This window comes from Mycobacterium sp., from assembly GCF_050700595.1.
In the GTDB taxonomy this organism is placed as follows: Bacteria; Actinomycetota; Actinomycetes; order Mycobacteriales; family Mycobacteriaceae; genus Mycobacterium.
In genome coordinates this window covers 12,494-30,226 of record NZ_JBOHHI010000013.1, presented here as the reverse complement: position 1 = coordinate 30,226, position 17,733 = coordinate 12,494, and the positions used below count along the sequence as shown (strand labels likewise).

Genomic DNA, 17,733 nt, shown 5'->3' with positions numbered 1-17,733 from the left:
ACCCCACTACAGCGACGAGCCTTCGAACTCCTCGACGTCTCCCACCGCCTGGGCTACACGTAGGCAGTAAGCCACCCAAAACGCCAGGTCAACGCCCACACCTCAACCCATCAGGGGGAACTTCGGGCTAGCGCGACGGTGTGCGGGAGAGCTTCGGCGTCGATCCGAAGACCGGTAAGCGGCGTGGACTGCGGTCGCCTAGCCGGGCCGTGTGAGTTATTTGAATGCCGGTGCAACGAAGCGCCGCAGCATCTCTTTTTCAAGACGGCTGCTGCCGATTGGCCAGTATGCCAGCGAAATGACCACGCGGACGATCCATTGTGCCGTCTGGGGGTCATCGTCGGTGATGCCGGTGAGATCGGCGGCGAGACGGGCCAGGACTGGCGAGGAGTGCAGGTCGCCCAGATCAGCGGCGGCGGCCGTGTCAAGCATCAGTCGGCGCATCGGGTCCGACCTGATCTGTTCCAGCGCCACGGTGATCGCGGTTACCACGCGTTCAGGCCCGCTTAGACCGTCAACGGCGCGCCGAACGGTTTCAACAATCCGACCTGCCATGCGCATCACAACGGCGTCGCGTATTTGCGCTTTGCCACCTGCATAGCGGTAGATGGTGGCGCGAGAACAGTGGACTCGGGCGGCCAGGGTGTCGATGTCGAAGGCATCCAGCCCATCGCGCACAACAAGCTCCGTGGCGGCCGCGTAAATGCGGTCCGCGGCAACCGTGCGGCGATCGCCACCAACGACCCAGTCGTCTCGAACCATCGATACAAGCCTCTCGCACCGTACGCGATTCATCTTCTCAAATTTGAGACAAAAATGGGCCGACGATTCAGCCGTCGCCCAGGTAAGAGCGCATCCCGTGAGACGACGGCCATCCTCAGCGCTGGTCAGCGATTGCAACTTCGTCCGAACAGCTTGACGCCGCAGGCGAATGCCGCCCAAGTTGAAGAAATGACGACGCTGGATGGCCGCCTCGGCATCGCGCTGTTTCACGATCAGTTCGTTCAAGACCCCTATCCGCTCTACGAGCGCATGCTCGCGGAGGGGCCGGTGCACCCGATCGGCGATTCCGGCTTCTATGCGGTGTGCAGTTGGGACGCAATCAGCGACGCCATCGCGCGTCCAGAGGATTTCTCCTCGAACCTGACCGCGACGATGATGTACCAGCCCGACGGTACGGTGGCAGCGTTCCAGGTCGGAGAACTCGGCGGACAGACCCAGGCGCTGGCCACAGCCGACGACCCCGCGCATGCCATCCATCGGAAGGCGCTGACACCGCAACTGGCAGCGAAGCGCATCCGCGCCTTCGAGCCGTTCATCGCTGCGACAACCGATCGGTTATGGAACGCCAACATCCACGACGGACACATCGAATGGATGAGCGCCGTGGCGAATCGGCTGCCGATGATGGTCGTCGGACGGATCATCGGCGTCCCCGGCGACGACATCGACAGGCTCGTCCGATGGGGATACGCCGCAACCCAGGTCGTGGAAGGGCTCGTTAACTCCGAACAACTGACCGCCGCAGGTATCGCGGTGATGGAACTCGGCGGCTACATCACCGAACAATTTCACCAAGCTACGGCCGACTCCTGCGACAACCTGCTCGGTGACCTCGCGACCGCATGCGCGGCAGGCGAACTGGCCGACTTAACGGCCCTGGCGATGATGATGACGCTGTTCAGTGCCGGTGGGGAATCGACCGCCTCGTTAATCGGTTCCGCGGCCTGGGTTTTGGCAACCCGTCCCGATATCCAACAGCAGGTACGTGACCAACCGGAACTGCTCGGCGCATTCCTGGAGGAGGTATTGCGCTACGAACCGCCGTTCCGGGGCCATTACCGCCACGTCGTCAGCGACACGACGTTGTGCGGCATTGACCTTCCAGCGGGTTCGCGCCTAGTGCTGTTGTGGGGGGCAGCCAACCGCGATCCATCGCACTTCGACGATCCCAACCAATTCCGACTCGACCGTCCCGCGGGGAAGGGTCACATCACCTTCGGCAAGGGCGTCCACTTCTGCGTCGGAGCCGCGCTCGCCCGGTTGGAGGGCCAGATCGTGCTCAGTCACCTCCTGGAACACACCTCGAAATTCGACGCCGCTGAAACCGGGCGGTGGCTGCCGAGCCTCCTCGTTCGCCGCCTCGAACGCCTGCACCTGGCCTGCGAATAGTCCAAATGAGCGGGTCGCCGTGGGTCGCATCTCCGACGGCCCACTCCGGCAGCCGCGCACCCGGGGATACTGGGACGATGCCTGATCGCAATGTCCTGGGTGACCCGCTGCAACCGTGCGGCACCGAGCCGCTCACCGGTTTCTACCGCGACGGCTGCTGCTCGGCCGGGGCCGAAGACCTCGGCCTGCACACCATTTGCGCCGTCGTCACCGCCGAGTTCCTGGAGCACCAACGCGCCATCGGCAATGACCTGTCGACGCCGAGGCCCGAGTACCGGTTCCCGGGACTTGTGCCCGGCGACCGCTGGTGCGTCACCGCGCTGAACTGGCTGCGGGCCTACCAGGACGGCTACGCCGCCCCGGTTGTGCTGGCCTGCACTCACGAGCGCACCCTCGACGTGGTGCCCCTGGATGCGCTGCGGGAGCACGCCGTCGACGTGCCCGACGATGTGGGTGACCTTTAACGGCCCTACCGCGTCGGCACCTTGGCGGCGATCTGGTTGGCGATGTCGACGGCCGTATTCGCGGGGTTGGCGCTGCAGGTGTTGACGTCGACGATGACGTTGTTGCGTACCGCCAGCGCGCGCCCGCACGCCCAACCGCCGGCCCTGGCATTCTCTTGGGTGGCAATGGCGCTCAGTACGCCGTTGGCGTTGGACACCGGTCCCACGGTCCACTCCGTGCCGGACTGAATGTGGGTGTAGTGACGGCAGGCCGGCCACTGTTTCGCCGAGGTAGTGAAAAAGGCGTCGGCTTGTTTGGCAATCGGGAACAACACCATCGCCTGCTCGGCGAAATGCGTGAAGTTGTCCCCGTCGTTGAGCGCCTCGTCGCGCACGGCGGAAAATCCGCTGCCGTCATAGACCTGGGCCTGCGCCGAGCCGTCGATGGCCAGGCACTCCCTGGGCTTCATAGTGGCGCTGTCGTCAGACATCGCGACGCGCTTTTTGGTGACCGCCATGTTCTTCGCCCCCATCGCGGCGTTGATCTGCTCGGGGCTGAGCGGCAACGGGTCTATCTCACGCTCCACGATGGGGCGCGCGATGATCGATGTGGTGGTGGTGGTCGTCGTCGTGGTCTTGGCTGCGTGGTTGTTGGCGCTGCCGCAACCGGCGGTGAGAATGCAGAGGCCGGCAACGGCGCACCCAGCCGCTAGCTGGCGCATCTATTCAGGCCCCTCCCGCCGTAATTCCGACCGATCGCCGATCGCTCTGCCGATTGCCCGTAGAACATGCGTATGTTCAGCCTACCGCGACCCGAGGGGCGTACTACCAGGAAATTTATCAATTTTTAGTTACGGCAGGTGATCTCAGACGCCGTTCGAATAGTTCGCGGGAAAAGCCTTCCGCACCGCCGACATATCAGCTTTCCAGTGCCTCCGCGCAGCCCGCGAGGACCGCCGAGAAGCTCGACTGGAGCAACCGACGGCTGACCGGCTCCAGCAGCTTGCCGCCCACGTAAGCCGGGTGGGTGTAGCGGGTCACCCAGTCGACATGGGTGCCGTCGCCGCGCGGAGCGAACGTCAGCGTGCCGCCCTCGTGAACGAAGGGCGGGAACGAGCCGACGATGAGATAGGAGTAGCTGCGCGGCCGATCGTAGGCCGTGATCTCTTCGCGGAACCACGTGCCAACCCCGAACACCTTCCGCAGCGCACCCGCACCCGGCCCCGACGAGCCCCGTGCCCAACCGGCCTTGAGAACCAACGGAGCGGCACACAAACTGGCCGGGTCGGCGAGCCGGTCGAAAACCCGTTCCGGAGGTGCGGCGATCGTCCGTTCGACGTGAAGCTCGACCATGAGATCTCCTGCCTGATTCATGCGGGCGGCACGCCTGCGGTGCCGCGGCCCAGATTACGGAAGCCCGCACAAGCATCCTTGATGCCCACCAGGTACGGCAACGCGCTCACCTCCGACCTCAGCTTCGCTGCCAGCCGGCCGGCGGTGCTGGGCTCTGGCACAGTCACTGGTGCGCCGGACGTGGCGAGGTCGATGTAGTGAGTGGACGTTTGTCCGATGCCTTCGAAGTCGTGGGTCAGCGGCAGGCAAAGCTTGCGGAAGGGCTCGTCGAGGCACTGTGTCACGACGTCGGTCATCAACACGTATTCCGGTACTGGTACTTGGTTTTTCAGCATGCGGTGCACCAGGATGACGTCGACACCGGCGAGCTCGGCGTGGCGCTTGACCCGTTGCTCCGCCACCTCGCCCTCGTGCGCGACGAACTTGAGCGACAGGTTGTCGAGCTGCGCGCAGCTCGCGCATTCGCAGCTGTGGTCCTTTTTGATCCTTTCCCGTCGTGCGTAGAACGACTGGCGCATCCGCGATAGCCGCTCGCACACCAGCACTTTGGCGTCACCGTTTGGTGCCCAGAAGAACGCGGCGTCGCCCTCCAGCTTCGCCAGCTTCAGGCCTTTCCCGGCGTCGATGACTGCCTCCAGCAGCGTCGCTACCGTCAGTTGCGCGTGGACCAGGTGCAGTCGATTCCAATTCATGTAGTGCGTGTATCCACCGATGTCGGCGATGAGCAGAACGGCGCGCCGGATGGCCATGAGTTGGGCAGTGTAGTCGTGTTTACTGCTGACCGGAGGGCAGAACAGCAGTGCCGGCGGGTGCCCCTCTGGCAACCACCAGCGGCATCGACGTCGACGCATCGGTACGCAGGATGGTGTGCACCACGTCGATGAGGTCCTCGACGGGCATCAACCTGCCGGGCATGCAGCCACCCGACACCCACTGCGGGTAGGCCTTCATCGCCAGCTCGGAGTCCCAGCCGATGCTCATTCCGGTCTGCGCATCACCCTCACCGCCCGCGCACTCCCCGACGACGAGGCAGGTGAAGCCGATGTCGGGATGTTCGGCCCGCCACGCATCCACGAGTCGTTCGAGTGCGGCCTTGCTGACGCCATATGCGCCGAGGCCCGGCCACGGCGGCCCGAAAGTGCCTGCGTCGGACGAGAGGTAGATCGCCTTGCCCGCGGAGGCCGTCAAGTGCGGCACCGCCGCCGCCGTCGCCAGCGCCGCACCGATGACATTGGTATCAAAGACGCGCCGCCACGTTTCGGCGTCGGTATCGACCATCCGGACCAGCGGCCCCACCGCGGGTGTGTAGATGAGGTGGTCGATGCCGCCGAGCGCGTCGGCGGCGTTGTTGATGGCCGATCGGCACGATGCCTCGTCGGTGACATCGCATTCGATGGCGATCGCGTCCGGTCCCGCGTCTTTCGCCGCAGCCTCGATACGCTCACGACGGCGGGCGAGAAGCGCGACCTGAGCGCCGCGCCGGGCCAGGCCGACACCGATACACCGCCCGAGTCCACTCGAGGCGCCGATCACCACTGTCCTTGACATATTCGCCCTCTCCTGTAACGAGCTTGCTGCAGGCACAGCGTAGCGGCCGCGGTTCCCAGTACGGTGTGCCTATGAAGTATCTGGACGTCGAGGGAATCGGAAAAGTCAGCCGGATCGGGCTGGGCACCTGGCAGTTCGGCTCGCGTGAGTGGGGTTATGGGGACCGCTACGCGTCCGGCGCCGCCCGTGACATCGTGCAACGCGCCCTCGCCTTGGGGGTCACGCTGTTCGATACCGCCGAGGTATACGGGCTGGGTAAAAGCGAACGGATCCTCGGCGAGGCACTCGGCGACCGACGCGCCGAGGTTGCGGTGGCCAGCAAGATCATGCCGATCGCGCCGTTCCCCGCCGTGATCAAGCAGCGCGAGCGCGCCAGCGCGCGCCGCCTGCAGCTGGACCGCATCCCGCTGTATCAAATCCACCAGCCCAATCCGGTAGTCCCCGATTCGGTGATCATGCCGGGAATGCGCGAGCTGCTCGACACCGGCGAGATCGGCGCGGCGGGCGTATCGAACTATTCGCTGTCACGTTGGCAGAAGGCCGATGCTGCGCTCGGACGTCCGGTCATCAGCAACCAGGTGCACTTCTCGCTCGCCCATCCCCAGGCACTCGACGACCTCGTTCCCTTCGCCCAGCGCGAGAATCGCATCGTGATCGCCTACAGCCCGCTGGCGCAGGGGCTGCTGGGCGGCAAGTACGGTGTCGACAACCGGCCCGGTGGCGTTCGCGCGATCAACCCGCTGTTCGGCACGGAGAACCTGCGCCGGATCGAGCCGCTGCTGCAGACCTTGCGCGACGTCGCAACCCAAGTCGGCGCCAAGCCCGCACAAGTGGCGCTGGCCTGGCTGATCAGCCTGCCCGGCGTGGTCGCCATTCCCGGCGCGTCCGGTGTCGAGCAGCTCGAGTTCAATGTCGCCGCCGCCGACATCGACCTGAGCGCGGATTCCCGCGCCGCGCTCACCGACGCGGCCCGCGCGTTCCGACCGGTATCGGCGAGGCGCTTTCTCACCGGCATGGTCCGCGAGAAGCTCGGCAGTCACTGAATCGGTGGATGCGCGCGCCCGAGTGCTGATCACCGCCGCGGAGCTGGCCGGTCTCCTCCAGGCTCGCGATCCGGTGACCATCCTCGATGTGCGGTGGCGGCTCGATGAGCCGGACGGGTATGCCGCCTACCTGCAGGGCCACCTACCGGGTGCGGTGTACGTGTCACTCGAGGACGAGCTCAGCGATCACACGGTCAGCGGCCTGGGCCGTCACCCGCTGCCATCCGGACGCAGCATCGAGGCCGCCGCACGCCGGTGGGGCATCCGGCCGCACGTGCCGGTTGTGGCCTATGACGACTGGAATCGGGCCGGTTCAGCGCGGGCGTGGTGGGTGTTGAGCGCCGCCGGGCTCGAGAATGTCCGCATTCTGGACGGCGGCCTGGCTGCGTGGCGGTCAACCGGAGGGCACCTGGACACCGGCGGGGTCACGCCGCAACTCGGGAATGTGACTGTGCCGCAGCATGATTTGTATGCCGGGAGTCGACCTACATTGACCGCACAACAAACCGGGGCAGGAGACGTGATGCTGCTCGATGCGCGCGCACCGGAACGCTTCCGGGGCGAGGTTGAGCCGGTCGACCTGGTTGCCGGTCACATCCCCGGCGCCACGAACATTCCCAGCAGCGCCGTATTGGCCAGCGACGGCACGTTTCTCGGCGATAGTGCGCTCAGCGAACTGTTGTCCGATCACGGGGTGGAACGCGACGGCCGCGTCGGTGCGTACTGCGGTTCAGGTGTCACCGCGACCGTCACGGTCGCCGCGCTCGCTGCGATGGGTCGCGAGGCAGCGCTATTTCCCGGGTCATGGTCCGAATGGAGTTCGGATCCGGGTCGCCCCGTTGCCCGCGGTCCCGTTTAACCTCTGAACCGCTTGAGATAGGACAGCAGTCGATGCGCCGGCAGCGGCTTCGGCCAGTCGTCAGCGCGGAAGTACGCGTCCGACCCACCATCAACGAATACGACGCTCCCGCATAGGAAGTCGGCAGCATCCGAAAGCATGAACAGTACCCAGTCGGCCAGCTGCCCAGCGTCCCCGAACCCGCCGGTCGGGACAGGGAACGAGCGAATGCGCTTCGCCTCCTTCGGTGTCGACAGCTGTTCTTCCAGAAGTGGTGTCATGATCGCCCCCGGAGCAAGAGCATTCAGGCGTATGCCGGCGCCCGCCCATTCGCGTGTGACCGCCTCACGTCGAACCCAACGGCTCACTGCGGCCTTGGATGCGGCGTAGGCGAATACCGAAGCGTTCTTGCCGAAAAATCGCACGGAGCGAACCGCCTTCTCGGCGTCATGCCCGAGCAGTGCCCGGACGGTGCGCGCGGGGACCATGGGCGTTGTCGTTGTCGAGTTGCTGGAGAAAACAACCACCTTCGCGCGGCCGGTGGCGGCCAGTGCCGGCCGCCACGCGTCAAGTAGGTCAACGACGCCGAGGTAGTTGACCTGGGCGATCAGGCGGGCGCGGTCGGCCGTCCGTCCGGGACCGAGACCGGCCGCGAGCACCGCGCCGTCCAGTCTGGACCCCGAGGCCGCCAATACGCCGGCGGCGGCCGCCTGGCGTCCCTTGGCGGTCGACAAATCGGCGACGATGTCCGCCTGCTTGATGTCGACCCCGATCACCGTGTGGCCGGCGTCGCGCAGCTTCTGCGCGACCTCGTGCCCCATGCCCGAGGCCGATCCGGTGACCGCGTAGACGCCCATGCCGCCCTACGCCCTTACACCGTGCGGGCCAACCGGTGAGCGAGCAGCTCGGCGAACCTGGCCGGATCCTCGAGTGCGCCGCCTTCGGCGAGAAGGGCTGTGCCGTACAGCAATTCCGCGGTCTCGGCGACCTCGGTGAGCGAAGCATCGTCGTCCGCCTTCTTGTGTGCTTGGTGCAAACCGGTGACGAGCGGATGATTCGGGTTGAGTTCGAGTATCCGTTTCCCGACCGGAACCACCTGCCCCGAAGCCCGGTACATACGCGCGAGAGCCGGTGTGATCCCGAAGGCGTCGGTGATCAGGCAGGCCGGCGACTCGGTCAGCCGGGTGGACAGCCGCACCTCCTTGACGTGATCACTCAACGTCTCCTTCAACCAGGTCAGCAGGCCGGCGAAGTCTTTCTCCTGCTCCTCGCGCTCGGCCTCGTGCGCGGTCTTTTCCTCCTCGGAGTCGAGGTCGACCTCGCCCTTGGCCACCGACTGCAGCGGCTTGCCGTCGAACTCGGTCACGCTTCCCACCCAGACCTCGTCGACCGGGTCGGTCAGCAGCAGCACCTCATAACCCTTGGCCTTGAACGCCTCCAGATGCGGCGACTTCAAGATCTGCTCACGCGACTGGCCGGTGGCGTAGAAGATCTGCTCCTGGCCGTCCTTCAAGCGCTCGACATACTCGGCGAGGGTGGTCGGTTCCTCGTCGCTGTGTGTCGAAGCGAACGACGAAATACGCAGCAAGGTGTCCTGGTTGTCGAAGTCCGACATCAGGCCCTCCTTGAGGACCCTGCCGAACTGGGCCCAGAAGGTGCGGTAGTCCTGCGGCCGCTCGGACTGCAGGTCCTTGATCGTGGCGAGGACCTTTTTGGTCAGGCGGCGCCGGATCGCGTTGATCTGCCGGTCCTGCTGCAGGATTTCGCGGGAAACGTTGAGCGACATGTCCTGTGCGTCGACGACGCCCTTGACGAAGCGCAGGTAGCTCGGCATGAGCTGGTCGCAATCGCCCATGATGAACACGCGCTTGACATACAGCTGTATTCCGATGTTGGTGTCGGGGGTGAACAGGTCGAACGGGGCGTGTGACGGGATGAAAAGCAAGGCCTGGTATTCGAAGGTGCCCTCGGCCTTCATCGCGATGACCTCGAGCGGGTCGTCCCAGGCGTGCGCGATGTGCTTGTAGAACTCCTTGTACTCCTCGTCGGAGACCTCATCTTTGGGCCTGGCCCACAGCGCCTTCATCGAGTTGAGGGTCTCGTTTTCTTTCGTGACGACCTCTTCACTGCCTGCGCCTTCTTCATCCGAGCTGGCCGGTTTGCGTCGCTCGACGTCCATCCGGATCGGCCAGGCGATGAAGTCGGAGTACTTCTTGACCAGATTTCTGATCGTCGGTTCCGCGGTGTAGTCGTGCAGTTCGTTTTCGGCGTCTGCGGGCTTCAGGTGCAGCGTGACCGACGTCCCCTGGGCAGTATCGTCGACGGATTCGATGGTGTAGGTGCCCTCACCGCTTGATTCCCACCTGGTGGCCTCGCTCTCACCGGCCTTGCGGCTCAGCAGTTCGACCTTGTCGGCGACCATGAAGACCGAGTAGAAACCGATACCGAACTGGCCGATCAGTTCCTCCGGTGCGGTTGCGTTTTTAACGTCCCGAACCTCCCGAAGCTGGTCGCGCAGCTCGGCGGTACCCGACTTGGCCAGGGTGCCGATCAGATCGACGACCTCGGCTCGCGTCATACCGATGCCGTTGTCGCGAATGGTCAAAGTGCGTGCGTCGTTGTCCACCTCGATCTCGATGTGCAGATCGGAGGTGTCGACGTCCAAGTCCTTGTTCCGGAACGCTTCAATCCGCAGCTTGTCAAGTGCATCGGAGGCGTTCGAGATCAGCTCCCGCAGAAACGAGTCTTTGTTGGAGTAGACCGAGTGGACCATCAAATCCAGCAGTTGGCGGGCCTCCGCCTGAAACTCCAACTGCTCGACACGTGCGTTCATGAGACTCCGTTCGACGACACAACATCGGAATGTAGCGACACTGGATTCGTCCGTGTGCAGCGGGCTTCGATGTGGGGGCCGGATGATGGCATCCTGGGCCCATGGCTGCTGTTAACTCGACGATGCTTCCCCTCGGCACCCGTGTGCCCGACTTCCGGCTCCCCGACCCTGAGGGAAAGCTGCACGGCCCGGCCGACCTGGCCGCGGCCGCCGGCCTGCTGGTGGCTTTCGTCTGCAACCACTGCCCTTACGTCGTCCATATCGCGCCGACATTCGGGCAACGGGCCCGCCAGTGGATGGACCAGGGGTTGGCCGTCGTGGCGATCAACGCCAACGACATCGGCGCTTATCCGCAAGACGGGCCCGAGCACATGCGCCCGTTCGCCCAGCAGAACGGGTGGACCTTCCCCTACCTGCTCGACGAGACCCAAGAGGTCGCTCGGATGTTCCGGGCCGCCTGCACTCCGGATCTGTTCCTTTTCGACGGGGAGCGCAAGCTCGTCTACCGGGGCCAGTTCGACGCGAGTCGGCCGGGCAACGACCAGCCGGTCACCGGCGACGACCTCGACCGGGCCGTCCAGGCTGTGCTGTCGGGCCGGCCGGTGCCGGATGACCAAGTCCCCAGCATCGGCTGCAACATCAAGTGGAAGCCGGGCAACGAGCCCGGGTAAGACCTTGGCTTTAGCCATCGGTCCGTTTGAGGCTGCCGATTCTCTTGCGCAGCATTCGTGCAACAAGCTCGGTCTGCCGGTCATCGAATCCGATGTCGCCGCATCGATCAGGCCAATCGTGTGCGGGGGCGACGATCGAATCAATCATGCTTGACGTGGCGCGGGGCCGCAGGCCGATGCTTTCGCCAGCATCAACGAAGTGAGAACGGGTAAGCCGATTTGCCCGGCCGAACAGGTTGAGCGCCATGGGATCACGCCACCGCGTGTAGGGCTGGGTACACAGCAGGTCATAGGCAGGTGTCGGTTGCCACACACCGTCAGGGTCATAGATCGATAGATTCTTGCCATGCAGGTCGCCGTTGCCGATAAGCCAGGAGAATACGACGGTTTTGAGTAGTTCGAGGGCCGCCGCTGCTTTGGAGCCACCGCCGCGCGCGCATGCCTCGGCAAGTGTGGTGATGGCGGTCTCGGCCTTGATGCGGTACTTGGAAGCCGGGTAGATGTCTGCGACTTGGCAGGCGTCTTCTTGCGCGATGCGTGTCGCCCCGTCGCGGTCGAATCGTCTCACCAACAATGCACTGCGCCCATCCGCGTCGTGGAGTAAAGATGTTGTGGCGACTCGTAATCCACATGCAGCGGCCATTGACATGAAGAAGTGCTCATTCTCAACCAACAACGGATACTGCGCGGGATTGAGCTTGAGGATCGCCGGCCCGGAGCGAGTCCGCGTCGGTGTCGACATCATCGCGGCACTCACCTTGGGCTGCACTCCCGCCAATCCGACAGGATCTGCATCAACCGAGCCGACCAGTTTGTCGAACACAACCCGAAAGTCGGTGTCACGCTGCGGGTCGAACATCGGTAACGGTCGAGCCGGATCGGTGCCGGAGGGCACCACTGCGATGTTGCCGACCGTGTCCGAGCCGATGGCCAACAGCAGTGTGAGGTGATCATCGGCTGAGGTCTTCGTTGATGAGGTCACCACACCGAGGCGAACCCCCTCGGGAAGGAGCCCCGCGAAGAACGCTGGGACTGCACCACCCGTGGTGACAACGGGGTACTCTCCCGTGCGTAGCAGCGACCACGACACCGACCGGTAGCGCACGCTCGGATTGTCCGGCTGCTGATCGGCAATGTAGTCGAAGCTGACCGTGTCGCGCGGCCCGCGCACCAAGTGGGCAACGAGATTGTCACCGAGATACACGTCGGCTTTCGCGATCTCGCGCAGGTCAAGCCGGCTTGGTGTCGTCATTCGGCCACTGTGCTGACGTCGACGTGCATCCCCAATACCTCGGCAATTTCGATGACCGCGCCGAACTTGATCGAGCCGCTTCCCCGTTCCAACGCATGGACACTGGAGCGGGACACACCGGCGAGGTCGGCGAGAGTCTGTTGGGTGAGCCGTAACGTGATCCGGCGCTCGGCAAAAGCCCGGCCTATGCGTGCAGTTTCAGGCATAGTCGTCTCAGAACGTAGTCGAGTCCGACGTGGACCAGCCATTTCGCCCCTATGCTTGAGAATACATGCATAAGTAGTATGTGGTGACTGATGCGCCGTCGTCAACCGCTTATGCTTGTGTTTCTACACTTTCGATCGGCCTTATCCTGCCGTGGTCTTCGACACCTCGCGGACCACCGGAGGCCGCACAGCTACCACCAGCGTCGGTTTGTCGTCGTCTGACTCATCGGGACCGGAGACCTGATTCCACATGGTGTCGATCATCGGTTGCAGGAAGAGCTGCCCCAGCTGCCGGACCACGACGTCGATGATCTGGGTGGATTCGCTTCGGCGACTGGACACGATACCGGCGGCGCGGGCTTTGACCAGCTCAGTCCGAGTCAGCTCCGTCAACCGCTCGAGCAGTTGGCCCCTGCGCCCCGTGGGGTCGAGCAATGCGCGACGCAGATAGTTGACCACGGCCGGGTTCGACTCGAGCATCTGCTTCACGAACGCGTCGCGCGCCGCGGCCACTTCGCTTGGCGTTCCGTCGGCGGGTGCCCGTGCGATTGCGTGCGCGAAGTAGTCGACGACGAGTTGTTCGACGGCGCTGCGGATTCCGTCCTTGGTCTTGAAGTGGTGGACGACCAACCCGATGGTGACGCCGGCTTTCGCGGCGACGTTTCGCATCGACGTGCGGTCCTCGCCGAACTCCGCGTACAGGTCCATGGCGGCGTTACGGATCCGCGCCTTGGCGGTCAGGTCGTCAATGCCCGCGCGTGGATCGGCGATCGGTCCCATGTGCCTCCCTTGATCAGGCCAAGCATACTGTTCATATGGATTATTGTACAGTTGAAAAGAATATTGTACGTTTGTAACGTCGATCGAAAGGAAGGAGCTGCGGTGCAGGGCACGCTGAACGGCGTTCGCGTCGTCTCGCTTGCGGTGAACATCCCCGGCCCGCTCGCGGCGGCACGGCTGGCGGGCTTCGGCGCGTCGGTAACAAAGGTGGAGCCCCCTACCGGCGACCCCTTGGCCGCGGTGGCGCCCGGCTGGTACGCAGAGCTCGTCAAAAACCAGACGGTCCTGGTTCTGGACCTCAAGGATGCCGGCGACCGCGCCAAGCTGGACGTCGAGCTGACGGCTGCCGACGTGTTGCTCACCGCCGTGCGCCCTTCGGCGCTACGCAGGCTCGGGCTCGACGACGCGCATGTCAGGTATCCGGGGCTCTGTCACGTCGAAATCGTGGGTTACGACGGTGACCTCGAGGAGCGTCCCGGCCACGACCTGACCTATCAGGCAGCGCACGGCACCCTGCAGCCGCCGTTGATGCCGGCGGTCCCGGTCGTGGACCTTTTGGGTGCCGAACGTGCCGTGTCCGCGGCCCTGCTGGCGCTGCTGGGTAGGACGAATTCCGGTGCCGTCCGACACGGTCGGATCGTACTGGCGGACGCCGCAGCCGACGCGGGCGCAGCCGTGCGGTACGGCATCGCCGGGCCCGGCGACCCGCTCGGTGGGGCGACTCCGACCTACGGGATCTACGCCAGTGCCGACGGCTATATCGCCCTGGGTGCAATCGAACCGCATTTCCAGAAGCGGACCCTCGACGCCCTGGGCGCAGCGGATACCCATGAGGATCTCGCACGAGTCTTTGCCGGACAAAGCACGCGCCACTGGGAAGAAGTCGCCGCGCGGGTTGACATCCCGCTGGCCGGAATAGCCGAACCCAAACAAGGAGCAACCAATTGAACGCGCGCGAAGCAGTGATTGTCGGAGCCGTGCGCACGCCCGTGGGTAAACGAGGTGGCGTTTTGAGCCGGTGGCACCCGGCCGACTTGCTCGCACACACCTTGCGAAACCTGGTTGAGCGCAGCCGAATCGACGCCAGTGACATCGACGACGTGATCACCGGATGTGCGATGCAGCATGAGCACCAGTCCGGAAATATCGGGCGGCACGCGGTGCTCGCCGCGGGTCTACCCGAATCGGTGCCCGCGGTCACCATCGACCGCCAATGCGGATCCGGTCAGCAGGCGGTCAACTTCGCCGCATTCGGCGTCATCGCCGGCACCTACGCCCTGGCGATCGGGTGCGGTGTGGAATCGATGTCGCAGGTGCCGATGCCGCCGGCGTTCGCGCCGGGCGCTCCACTCGGCCCGCAGTATTCACCACTCGAGTTGGCCCGCTACAACGACAACTTGGTAGCGCAGGGGGCAGCCTCAGAGCTGCTGAACTCCAAGTTCGCCATGTCCCGCGAGGAACTCGACGCATTCAGTATGCGAAGCCATGCACGAGCATTCGCAGCGACCCGGGCGGGGAAGTTCCGCGAGCAGTTAGTGCCGATCACCGCCGATCCATTCGACCCGTCGGCCTCGACGATCGACGCCGACGAAGGAATCCGCGAACAGATAGATCCGGCGAAGATCGCGTCGCTAAAGCCGGTCTTTGCCGCGGACGGCAGCACAACCGCGGCCAATTCCTCGCAGATCAGCGACGGGGCGGCGGCGTTGCTGATCGCCGACCGCGGCTACGCGGAACGCCACGAGCTCGTCCCGCGAGCCCGTTTCCAGGCGATGACCGTCGCAGCCGCGGACCCGGTTACCCAGTTCACCGCGGTGCTCGACGCCACCCACAAAGCGCTCGAGGTGGCCAACCTGAGCGTCAGCGACATCGATTTGTTCGAAGTCAACGAAGCCTTCGCCGGGGTGCCGCTGATGGTGCAACGCGAATTCGGCGTTCCCGACGACAAACTCAACGTCAACGGCGGCTCGGTCGCGATCGGGCATCCGCTCGGCTCGACCGGAGCCCGGATGCTCACCGATCTGCTGTGCGAACTCGAACGCACCGGAAAGCGTTATGGCCTGCAGACCATCTGTGAGGCCGGCGGAACCGCCAATACCACCATCATCGAACGAATCTGAGGCGAAGCCATGGCCGGAGACAAGGAAATCGGCGAGATTGTTCGCGGCCTGCCGTCGACCCACGGCGATCACTATCAGCTCAACACCACGAACCTGATCAGGCATGCGGTGCGCACCTATCCGGAACAGGAGGTCGTGTACCGCACCCCTGGTGGCGGCTGGGAACGATACACCTACGCAGACTTATACGTTCGGGTCAAGCGGGCGGCGAACGCGCTCAAGGGACTAGGTGTCGGTCCTGCCGACACCGTCGGGGTGCTGGACTGGAACAGTAAGCGGCACTTCGAGCTCAGCTGGGCGATTCCCGGTATCGCCGCGGTGATGTTGCAGATGAACCTGCGGCTGGCCACCGAGGACCTCAGCTACGTCACCGACCATGCTGACGCGCAATGGATCCTGGTCGACGAGACGCTGCTACCGATAGCCGAGAAATTGGCTCCGCAGGTGCCGAAGGTCAAGGGCTGGATCGTGATGTCGGACCGGCCGCTCGCTGAGATCGACACCACGCTGCAGAACGTCTTTCACCTCGAAGACCTGATGGCTGGGGCCGACACCGAGATCGACTGGCCCGTCATCGACGAAACCTCAGCATACAGTGCGTGTTACACGTCCGGAACGACGGGCCGGCCCAAGGGCGTCTACTACTCGCACCGCGGCAGCTACCTGCACGCGATGGCGATGGCGGCTGCGATCAACATGCGCCGTGAGGACACCGCGATGCTCATCACGCCGATGTTTCACGGCCAGTCCTGGGGTCTTCCGCACACCACGATGTGGGCGGCGGCGAAGGTGATCCTGCCCGGCCGCTACCTGGCTGAAAACACTCGATCGCTGGTCGACACGATGATCGCGGAGAACGTGACTGTCGCCAACGGTGCGCCGGCGATCTTTCAGCCGATGCTGGACTACATCAAAACCTTGGACGTGAAGCCGGATTTCAGCAGGACCAGGCTGCTGTCCGGCGCAACCGAGCCGGCGAAGTCGCTGATGCGCGACTTCTACGAGCTCACCGGCGCGGATTTCGTACACGGCTACGGTGCGACGGAGACGACGCCGTTGATAACGATGAATATGGGCGTCAAGCCGTCGCTGCAGGGCACCCTCACCGATGACGGAAAATGGGACTTCAAGCGTTTTCAGGGGCTGCCCACCTCCGGGATCGACATCCGGATCGTCGACGCGGAAGGCAACGACCTGCCGCACGACGGCGAGAGCGTGGGCGAGGTACTGATGCGTGGCCCCTGGGTCATCGAGCGATACCACAAGCTCGACGACGACGCCGATCACTTCCTCGACGGTTACTGGCGCAGCGGCGACGTGGGAATGATTTACCCGAACGGGTATTTCAAGATCACCGACCGCGTCAAGGACGTGGTCAAGAGCGGCGGTGAGTGGATCTCCTCGATCGACATGGAGAACGCCATCGTCGGGCACCCGCTGGTGAGAGACGCCGCCGTCGTGGGTATCAGCCATCCGAAGTGGCAGGAACGTCCGCTAGCGCTCGTGGTCCCCGTCGAAGGCGCCCAGTTGACCCGCGACGACATCTTCGGATGTCTGGAGGGGCAGTTCGCCAAGTGGCAGATGCCGGACATGGTTCTCTTCGTCGAGCAGTTGCCGCGCACCAGTGTGGGCAAATTGGACAAGAAGGTATTACGAGCCGAACACGCCGACGTCTACCAGGATGCGGTCAAGTGAACCAACAAATCCTGCGATCGACCCGCGACGGCGCGGTGGCCGTGCTCGAGATGAATCGCCCGAAGTCGAAGAACAGCCTCAACAACGAACTGCTGGCGGCGATGGCAGCGGAGTTGGCGGCGTTGCGGTCCGACGAGACGGTGCTGGCCGTGGTCATCGCCGGCGCAGACCGAATGTTTTGTGCGGGCGCGGACATCACCGCGTTCGACGCGATTCGCGCCCGGCCACTGGTGACCGGAGATTTCGGTGGCGAGTTTTGGTCGACACTCGCTGCGTTTCCCAAGCCGATCATCGCCGCTGTCGAAACTTTTGCCCTCGGGGGCGGCTGTGAGCTGGCTCTGGCCTGCGACATCGTCGTCGCCGGCGAGTCCGCTCAGTTCGGGGTCCCCGAGGTGAAGATCGGGGCGATCCCGGGTGCCGGCGGAACCCAACGGATCATCCGGGCGATCGGCAAATCCAAGGCCATGGCGATGCTGTTGACCGGCGACCCCATGAAGGCCGAGCAGGCATGCAGTGCGGGGTTGATCGCCGAAGTGGTCGCTGACGGCCAGGCCGTCTCGCGGGCGTTGGCGATGGCGCATCGCATCGTGAAGAACTCCCCGCTCGCGGTGGCACTGGCCAAGGACGCCGCTGTGCACGCGTTGGAAACCTCATTGACGCAGGGACTTGAACACGAGAAGCGGAATTTCTACGTGGCGGTGCATTCCGCCGACAGTCACGAGGGCCAGGCGGCATTCCTCGCCAAGCGCGCGCCCCAGTTCACCGGAAAGTAGGTAAAG

At 64.4% G+C, this 17,733-nt stretch carries 19 protein-coding genes; 9 read left to right on the top strand and 10 right to left on the bottom strand.

Going from position 1 to position 17,733, the window contains the following annotated elements; genetic code table 11:
• Positions 1-216: 216 nt before the first annotated feature.
• Positions 217-762, bottom strand: a complete 546-nt coding sequence (locus ACRDTL_RS01130) for a TetR/AcrR family transcriptional regulator (RefSeq protein WP_431504888.1) — start codon at positions 760-762, stop codon at positions 217-219.
• Between the two features lie 189 nt (positions 763-951).
• On the opposite strand from ACRDTL_RS01130, the gene ACRDTL_RS01125 reads away from it, so the two are divergent.
• Both ACRDTL_RS01125 and ACRDTL_RS01120 read left to right on the top strand, forming a co-directional pair.
• Positions 952-2,172 carry a cytochrome P450 gene (locus tag ACRDTL_RS01125; protein WP_431504886.1) on the top strand — a complete coding sequence of 407 codons (1,221 nt, stop codon included), beginning with the start codon at positions 952-954 and terminating at the stop codon, positions 2,170-2,172.
• A gap of 77 nt (positions 2,173-2,249) precedes the next feature.
• Entirely contained in the window at positions 2,250-2,636 is a 387-nt protein-coding gene (locus ACRDTL_RS01120) for a DUF2237 family protein (RefSeq protein WP_431504885.1), read from the top strand.
• A gap of 5 nt (positions 2,637-2,641) precedes the next feature.
• On the opposite strand, the gene ACRDTL_RS01115 is transcribed toward ACRDTL_RS01120, so the two are convergent.
• The 4 genes from ACRDTL_RS01115 to ACRDTL_RS01100 form a co-directional block, all read right to left on the bottom strand.
• A complete protein-coding gene (locus tag ACRDTL_RS01115; protein WP_431504884.1) occupies positions 2,642-3,337 on the bottom strand; it encodes a sensor domain-containing protein in 696 nt (231 codons plus the stop codon).
• A gap of 196 nt (positions 3,338-3,533) precedes the next feature.
• Positions 3,534-3,968: an SRPBCC family protein gene (locus ACRDTL_RS01110; RefSeq protein WP_431504883.1), complete on the bottom strand. Its 435-nt coding sequence runs from the start codon at positions 3,966-3,968 to the stop codon at positions 3,534-3,536.
• A gap of 17 nt (positions 3,969-3,985) precedes the next feature.
• A complete protein-coding gene (locus ACRDTL_RS01105; RefSeq protein WP_431504882.1) occupies positions 3,986-4,717 on the bottom strand; it encodes a DUF2652 domain-containing protein in 732 nt (243 codons plus the stop codon).
• A gap of 22 nt (positions 4,718-4,739) precedes the next feature.
• Positions 4,740-5,504, bottom strand: a complete 765-nt coding sequence (locus ACRDTL_RS01100) for an SDR family oxidoreductase (RefSeq protein ID WP_431504887.1) — start codon at positions 5,502-5,504, stop codon at positions 4,740-4,742.
• Between the two features lie 83 nt (positions 5,505-5,587).
• Here ACRDTL_RS01100 and ACRDTL_RS01095 point away from each other — a divergent pair, with 83 nt between their 5' ends.
• Positions 5,588-6,559, top strand: a complete 972-nt coding sequence (locus ACRDTL_RS01095; protein ID WP_431504881.1) for an aldo/keto reductase — start codon at positions 5,588-5,590, stop codon at positions 6,557-6,559.
• Between the two features lie 4 nt (positions 6,560-6,563).
• Positions 6,564-7,418 (top strand): sulfurtransferase, encoded by an 855-nt coding sequence (locus tag ACRDTL_RS01090; protein WP_431504880.1) that lies wholly within the window; start codon positions 6,564-6,566, stop codon positions 7,416-7,418.
• On the opposite strand, the gene ACRDTL_RS01085 is transcribed toward ACRDTL_RS01090, so the two are convergent.
• Positions 7,415-8,254 carry an SDR family oxidoreductase gene (locus ACRDTL_RS01085; protein ID WP_431504879.1) on the bottom strand — a complete coding sequence of 280 codons (840 nt, stop codon included), beginning with the start codon at positions 8,252-8,254 and terminating at the stop codon, positions 7,415-7,417. The two genes, ACRDTL_RS01090 and ACRDTL_RS01085, sit on opposite strands and share 4 nt — an antisense overlap.
• Before the next feature lie 14 nt (positions 8,255-8,268).
• Complete coding sequence (gene htpG, locus ACRDTL_RS01080) at positions 8,269-10,230, bottom strand: molecular chaperone HtpG (RefSeq protein WP_431504878.1); 1,962 nt, start codon at positions 10,228-10,230, stop codon at positions 8,269-8,271.
• Positions 10,231-10,331: 101 nt separating this feature from the next.
• On the opposite strand from htpG, the gene ACRDTL_RS01075 reads away from it, so the two are divergent.
• Entirely contained in the window at positions 10,332-10,901 is a 570-nt protein-coding gene (locus ACRDTL_RS01075; protein WP_431504877.1) for a thioredoxin family protein, read from the top strand.
• 10 nt (positions 10,902-10,911) lie between these two features.
• On the opposite strand, the gene ACRDTL_RS01070 is transcribed toward ACRDTL_RS01075, so the two are convergent.
• The 3 genes from ACRDTL_RS01070 to ACRDTL_RS01060 form a co-directional block, all read right to left on the bottom strand.
• Positions 10,912-12,153 carry a type II toxin-antitoxin system HipA family toxin gene (locus tag ACRDTL_RS01070; protein ID WP_431504876.1) on the bottom strand — a complete coding sequence of 414 codons (1,242 nt, stop codon included), beginning with the start codon at positions 12,151-12,153 and terminating at the stop codon, positions 10,912-10,914.
• On the bottom strand, positions 12,150-12,359 hold the full coding sequence (locus ACRDTL_RS01065) for a helix-turn-helix transcriptional regulator (protein ID WP_431504875.1): 210 nt from the start codon (positions 12,357-12,359) through the stop codon (positions 12,150-12,152). The genes ACRDTL_RS01070 and ACRDTL_RS01065 overlap by 4 nt, the downstream gene beginning before the upstream one ends.
• A gap of 141 nt (positions 12,360-12,500) precedes the next feature.
• Positions 12,501-13,139, bottom strand: a complete 639-nt coding sequence (locus tag ACRDTL_RS01060) for a TetR/AcrR family transcriptional regulator (RefSeq protein ID WP_431504874.1) — start codon at positions 13,137-13,139, stop codon at positions 12,501-12,503.
• A 102-nt stretch (positions 13,140-13,241) separates the two neighbouring features.
• Between ACRDTL_RS01060 and ACRDTL_RS01055 the strand changes: the two genes are divergently transcribed.
• Genes ACRDTL_RS01055 through ACRDTL_RS01040 form a run of 4 tightly spaced genes read left to right on the top strand, consistent with a single transcriptional unit; the run spans position 13,242 to position 17,727 of the window.
• Complete coding sequence (locus tag ACRDTL_RS01055; RefSeq protein WP_431504873.1) at positions 13,242-14,087, top strand: CoA transferase; 846 nt, start codon at positions 13,242-13,244, stop codon at positions 14,085-14,087.
• Positions 14,084-15,259 (top strand): thiolase family protein, encoded by a 1,176-nt coding sequence (locus ACRDTL_RS01050; RefSeq protein WP_431504872.1) that lies wholly within the window; start codon positions 14,084-14,086, stop codon positions 15,257-15,259. The genes ACRDTL_RS01055 and ACRDTL_RS01050 overlap by 4 nt, the downstream gene beginning before the upstream one ends.
• A 9-nt stretch (positions 15,260-15,268) precedes the next feature.
• On the top strand, positions 15,269-16,954 hold the full coding sequence (locus ACRDTL_RS01045; protein ID WP_431504871.1) for a long-chain-fatty-acid--CoA ligase: 1,686 nt from the start codon (positions 15,269-15,271) through the stop codon (positions 16,952-16,954).
• Positions 16,951-17,727, top strand: coding sequence for an enoyl-CoA hydratase/isomerase family protein (locus ACRDTL_RS01040; RefSeq protein WP_431504870.1), 777 nt, complete (start codon positions 16,951-16,953; stop codon positions 17,725-17,727). Before ACRDTL_RS01045 ends, ACRDTL_RS01040 begins: the two co-directional genes overlap by 4 nt.
• Positions 17,728-17,733 lie beyond the last annotated feature (6 nt).

What these genes read in the sequence shown, in the direction of transcription:
- ACRDTL_RS01130 (WP_431504888.1), bottom strand. Translation starts at nt 762, where the DNA reads ATGGTTCGAGACGACTGGGTCGTTGGTGGCGATCGCCGCACGGTTGCC.
- ACRDTL_RS01125 (WP_431504886.1), top strand. Translation starts at nt 952, where the DNA reads ATGACGACGCTGGATGGCCGCCTCGGCATCGCGCTGTTTCACGATCAG.
- ACRDTL_RS01120 (WP_431504885.1), top strand. Translation starts at nt 2,250, where the DNA reads ATGCCTGATCGCAATGTCCTGGGTGACCCGCTGCAACCGTGCGGCACC.
- ACRDTL_RS01115 (WP_431504884.1), bottom strand. Translation starts at nt 3,337, where the DNA reads ATGCGCCAGCTAGCGGCTGGGTGCGCCGTTGCCGGCCTCTGCATTCTC.
- ACRDTL_RS01110 (WP_431504883.1), bottom strand. Translation starts at nt 3,968, where the DNA reads ATGGTCGAGCTTCACGTCGAACGGACGATCGCCGCACCTCCGGAACGG.
- ACRDTL_RS01105 (WP_431504882.1), bottom strand. Translation starts at nt 4,717, where the DNA reads ATGGCCATCCGGCGCGCCGTTCTGCTCATCGCCGACATCGGTGGATAC.
- ACRDTL_RS01095 (WP_431504881.1), top strand. Translation starts at nt 5,588, where the DNA reads ATGAAGTATCTGGACGTCGAGGGAATCGGAAAAGTCAGCCGGATCGGG.
- ACRDTL_RS01085 (WP_431504879.1), bottom strand. Translation starts at nt 8,254, where the DNA reads ATGGGCGTCTACGCGGTCACCGGATCGGCCTCGGGCATGGGGCACGAG.
- htpG (WP_431504878.1), bottom strand. Translation starts at nt 10,230, where the DNA reads ATGAACGCACGTGTCGAGCAGTTGGAGTTTCAGGCGGAGGCCCGCCAA.
- ACRDTL_RS01075 (WP_431504877.1), top strand. Translation starts at nt 10,332, where the DNA reads ATGGCTGCTGTTAACTCGACGATGCTTCCCCTCGGCACCCGTGTGCCC.
- ACRDTL_RS01070 (WP_431504876.1), bottom strand. Translation starts at nt 12,153, where the DNA reads ATGACGACACCAAGCCGGCTTGACCTGCGCGAGATCGCGAAAGCCGAC.
- ACRDTL_RS01065 (WP_431504875.1), bottom strand. Translation starts at nt 12,359, where the DNA reads ATGCCTGAAACTGCACGCATAGGCCGGGCTTTTGCCGAGCGCCGGATC.
- ACRDTL_RS01060 (WP_431504874.1), bottom strand. Translation starts at nt 13,139, where the DNA reads ATGGGACCGATCGCCGATCCACGCGCGGGCATTGACGACCTGACCGCC.
- ACRDTL_RS01045 (WP_431504871.1), top strand. Translation starts at nt 15,269, where the DNA reads ATGGCCGGAGACAAGGAAATCGGCGAGATTGTTCGCGGCCTGCCGTCG.